At 38.0% G+C, this 5,706-nt stretch carries 2 protein-coding genes; both read left to right on the top strand.

Annotated elements, in window-relative coordinates; translation table 11 throughout:
• The coding region (locus ACFCYN_RS24900; protein ID WP_375952736.1) for a S8 family serine peptidase at positions 1-3,606 on the top strand (3,606 nt) is incomplete at its 5' end.
• 331 nt (positions 3,607-3,937) lie between these two features.
• A partial coding sequence (locus ACFCYN_RS24905; protein ID WP_375952739.1) for a S8 family serine peptidase occupies positions 3,938-5,706 on the top strand: 1,769 nt, incomplete at its 3' end.

A 5,706-nucleotide genomic window follows, 5' to 3' on the forward strand; every position in this document is an offset into this window, starting at 1 on the left:
CAAGATACGACTAAGAAAATGGAAACAGAAGTATTCCCTGGTGTAAGTAAATTACACGCAGAAGGATACACTGGTAAAGGCGTTAAAGTTGGGGTAATCGATACTGGGATTGATTATAATCATCCAGATTTAACGGATGCATATAAAGGATATCGCGCTCAAACCGGAGTTGATCCAAAAACAATTAGCCCGAGCTCAGTAAAAGGTTGGGACTTTGTTGACAACGACGCAGACCCAATGGAAACAACGTATGATGACTGGAAAAAATCAGGTCTAGCAGAAAAGGATCCTCTTACGGGGGCAACTTACTATACAGAACATGGAACACATGTATCAGGCATCATTGCTGGACGCGGTAAAAATAATACGGATTACGCGGTAACTGGGGTTGCACCTGATGCTGATTTATATGTATACCGTGTATTAGGGAAATTTGGTTCTGGTTCAACGGAAAATGTGTTAGGCGGTATTGATAAGGCTGTAGCTGATGGGATGGATGTTATTAATTTATCATTGGGTGCTAGTACAAATGATCCGCAAAATATTGAAAGTCTTGCAGTAAATAATGCAGTCCTTTCTGGTGTAACGGCCGTAGTATCAGCTGGTAACTCGGGGAATGGCATGTATACATTAGGTGCACCAGGAGCTGCAGCATTAGCGATTACAGTCGGTGCAAACGATACGAAAACTGTAATTGAAACATCAAAAGGTACATTACATGGAACGTCTGATGTAAGTGCTGATTTAAAATTATTAGGTAAAGGTTTCAGTGATAATGTTAATAGTTTAAAAGGTAAAAATTTACCAATCGTTTTAGTACCGAATTACGGTGCAGATACTGATTATAAAAATATCGATGTGACTGGTAAAATTGTACTCGTTAAAAGAGGATCAAATGCACTGATTGATAAAATTACCATTGCCCAAAAACATGGTGCCGCAGCAGTACTGATGGCTGACAATATAGCTGGTGAAGGATTTATTCCTTCCTACTTAGGTGCAGGCTATGGAATGATTCCTACTTTCTCTATGTCATATGAGCAAGGAAACGACCTGATTGCCAAACTTGGTACAGGTACGCCAACATTCTCATTTGATGAAGTAGGACAAGTAACGGACGAAGGAAATAAATTAGCATCATTCAGTTCACGTGGACCAGCTCGTATCACATATGATATTAAGCCTGAAGTAACAGCACCAGGTGTGGCGGTATTCTCAACGGTTCCATCCTATATGCACGGTGCAGATCAAATTGGAAATTATCAGTATGCATATGATAATTTATCTGGTACATCAATGGCTTCTCCAAACGTTGCCGGTGTTGCAGCTTTACTAAAACAAGTAAACCCCAACTTAACACCAGCTGAAGTGAAAGAAACATTAATGAACACTGCTGATTCATTAAATGGAGATTATAGTGTGTTTGAAACAGGGGCTGGACAAGTTGATCCTTATGAAGCAATCCATTCAAAAACGAGAGTTGAAGTAGTGGATGAAACAAAGGGGACCGTCGATAAAAAAGGAAACCTTAAAACAGTTAAAAACTTAACAGGTGCACTTGCATTCGGTGTGTTTGCACCAGCAGGACAAAATATAAGCGGTCAACGTTCAGTCAATATCTATAACAATAGTAATCAAGCAAAAACATATGATGTAAAAGTAACGTACCAAGCTGACCGCCGAGGATCATTAAATGCTGACGACAATGGTGTGCAAATTGTGACGGATAAATCCATTAAAGTTGGAGCAAATTCGAAAAAGAAATCAACTGTCGCAATTACGGTACCAAAATCAGCTAAATTAGGTATTTACGAAGGATTTGTAACGTATACAAACCACGATAATCAAGCTGAAACATACCAAGTACCTTTCGCGATTAAAACAGTGGAAGAAGGCATGAATCCGATTACGATGACCCCACAAGCTTTCACACAGGTATTCGATTTTGCTTATCCAGGGCAATTAGTTTATACAAGTGCGATGATGAGTCTTAAATCACATATGCGCACTTTAGATATCATACTTGAAGATGGGAAAACAGGTAAAGAGCTAGGCTATATCGGTACAGCTGATGGGTTAGGAATGGATGAAAATATACAATATACACTAAATAATACATTTGACGGTGTATACTACAAAGCGACAGGTGATGATGAACATCCTTTTGCGTATAATCCAGATATAGCGAAACCAGGGTACTACAAAATAAAAATTATTGGTACAAATGACGCAGGTAAAACATTCTCACAAGAGGCACCAATTTATTTTGATAACATCGCACCAAAAATGACGATTAACAGTCCGGATGTTCTTGAATATAAAAATGGTCAAACGAGCGTAACGATAACTGGCTCAGTTTATGATAAAGACACAGAAGAAATGCAAAAACTTGGGATGAACGTTAACCAAGGCAGTACAAAAGTGTATTATCGAGATTACTTAGGAGGAAGCGAAGTAGCGGTACCTGTAAATCCTGATGGTACATTTACAGCGACGATTCCAACAAATGCATCAAGAGCGATGGAAATTGGCTTTTATGCAATTGATAAGGCAACAAATAAAACATTTAAAGAAGGTAGAGAAATATTTGTCACACGCGATGATGTAACGTATGGTTATATGAATCCTGAAAAACGTACGGCAAATCCGGGTGAAACAGCGCTTGCAACGTTAATGTTAAATAAAGCAAAGGATGTCAAACAAGTAGTTTATACGTTTTATCACGAAGCGACTGCAGCATCCATGAATATTACATTAGATCCAAGTATAGCGGATAAAGTCGACATGACTATAACAGATAAACCGGCTATAGCTGGCGTTACCACTTATTTAACAACAGTTACAATCAAGACAAAAGATGGAGTTACGCCATTATCGGGTGATTTAAAACTTGCGGATGTGGCGTTTAAATTGAGTAATGATTATACGGTAGTTGCTGTAATGCAGATGGCTCATATTAGTACTCTAGTTACCGATAGTAATAATACGACAACTAATGTTGTAAGTGGAAATCCATCCATCTATAATGGAGCACCTACAAGTTCACTGCTTCGTGGTTTGAATAATGCAGAAGCATTCTTAGATCCAGCTGGTTCTCCACTAGGAGCGACAACGTTTGATTATTCAAAGGCTGGAATTAAAGTCAAAGCCACAAATTCAAATGGAACTGTTTATCAAGGAGTCGTTCCTTCTAAATCGTCTACGTTTAAAGTGCAATTACCATTAACCGATGATCAGTACGAACTTGAATTTAATGTGCCTGGGCATTTCACCGTACACAAAGACTTTACGATCGGATTCCATGAAGATGGAAAAGTGACGAATGAAAATCTTGCATTATACGGGGTGAATCCAGCAATCGCAGGAGATGTTAACAAAGACGATGTCATTGACGTAATGGACGCACTTTACATACAAACTTACTGGGGAACAAATAAACGTGATGCAGATATTAACTTTGACGGTGTAGTTGATGAAAAAGACCTAGCATTTGTAGAGAAAAACTACTTAATGCAAAATCCAACGATTAACTATGCACCAACTCCAAAAAAGAAATACAAATCACAAACGTTAGAAACTGTTAAGAGTGCATTAGGTGTTAAGTAATAGAATAATAATTTTTTAAAGTAAGGGCTTCGGAAAAAATCCGGAGCCTTTTTTCTATATAAAAGTAAGTAGCTTTAAAAATCCTAGGGTATAACACGAAAAGTTCTTCTTTCAAAAAGAAATATTTCATTAACTTCGGCCATGCCTTTTATCAAACTTTCAATTTTATTTATTAGTAAATTACGAAATTATGGGTTTGATAGAGAAGAGTTAAGTAATTTATATTTTGATTTTTTTAAATAAATAGAATTTTCCGGTATTTATCAAAATATAAATTACGACAATTTTCATTATAATGAATTTATCTTAAGAAAAGAAAGTAGGTTAGTAGATGAAAAAGAGTATGTTTCGAAATGTGACAACATTAGCATTAACAACAGGACTTATAAGTACTACAATGACACCAGGTTCCTTTTCACAACAAGTACATGCACAAGCAACATCAAAGGTCGAACAAGTACTATCAAAACTTACGCCACAGCAGCGTGAGGCAATTAAGCAATTGAAGCTTAGTGACAAAGAGGGACTCCAATTATCGCCTGAAGTCGATCAAACAAGTGACAAGTTGACGTCTATCATTGTCGAGTTTAAGGACAAGCCCGAGCAGACAGCTGTTTTAGAAGCTGAATCAAATGGTGAAACGTTAACAGCAAAAGATGCACAAGAAAATGTAAACGCTTCCCACGAAACATTCCAAAAAGATTTAAAAACAATTTTCAGTAGTGAGTTAAAAGCAAAGAAAAATCCATATTCAATAAAACGTTCATATAAAAAAGCGTTTAATGGTGTTTCAATGACCATTCCAGCGAACAAAGTTAAATCACTTCTGAAATCAAGCTCAGTAAAAGCTGTTTATAGTGATTTACAAGTTCAAGTGGAGCCACCGTCTATTAGCGAAGCATCAACAACAGGGAAGACGGCTGCAACTCACACAATGGTTACATTTCCTGGAGTTGAAAAACTTCATGAAGAAGGCTTTACGGGTAAAGGCGTAAAAGTTGGTATTCTTGATACGGGAATTGACTATAATCACCCAGATTTAAAAGGTGCCTTTAAAGGTGGTTATGATTTCGTTGATAATGACAATGATCCAATGGAAACGACATACGCAGATTGGAAAGCTTCTGGACAGGCTGAGTTAGCTACAAATGGAGAAGCATATTATACCGAGCACGGCACACACGTAGCAGGTATTATTGCTGGGCAGGGCAAAAATGATGGAGACCTTTCAGTAACAGGGGTTGCACCGGATGCGGATATTTATTCTTATCGTGTATTAGGACCATATGGATCAGGCTATACATCGGCTATTTTAGCAGGACTCGATAAAGCAGTTTCAGACGGAATGGACATTATTAATATGTCTCTTGGAGCAAATTACAATGATCCATTATATCCTACGACGATTGCGGTTAACAATGCTGTACTTGCAGGTGTTACAGCGATTGTTGCTGCAGGAAACTCTGGAGATTCAATGTATTCACTGGGTGCTCCTGGTAATTCACCTTTAGCCATTACAGTTGGAGCATCCGATACTTCTGTTTCTATTCCGACGTACACAGGAACGTTAAAACCGTCATCTGGTGATGTTACAGCTGATTTAAAACTAGCCGCTCAAGGCTTAGGGGATAATATAGCAGATTTTGATGGGAAAACTGTGCAAATGGTCAATGCAGCATATGGCACTGAAGGTTCGTACTGGACTGGAAATACAGGTACTTCTACACCAATAGATGTAAAGGGTAAAGTAATATTGGCGCAACGTGGTAGCATCGGTTTAACTCAAATCATAGCGAATGCGAAAGCCCGTGGAGCAATAGGTGCTGTATTATACGACACAGATGTTCCTAATGGTGATGTATACCTAGGAGAAGGTTACGGCTATATCCCGACATTTTTAATTAGTAATGTACAAGGCAAAGCCTTAGCTGCGAAGTTACCATCTAGTACTAATACGTCTTTAAATTTTACTTTTAGTAATATGAAACAATTAGTCACAACAGGAGATAAATTAGCACCATTTAGCTCACGTGGTCCATCTCGTGTTTTATACGATATAAAGCCTGAAGTAACGGCACCTGGAGTATCTGTTTTCTCAAC

The sequence above is a fragment of the Gottfriedia sp. NPDC056225 genome (assembly GCF_042267765.1).
GTDB lineage: Bacteria > Bacillota > Bacilli > Bacillales > Bacillaceae_G > Gottfriedia.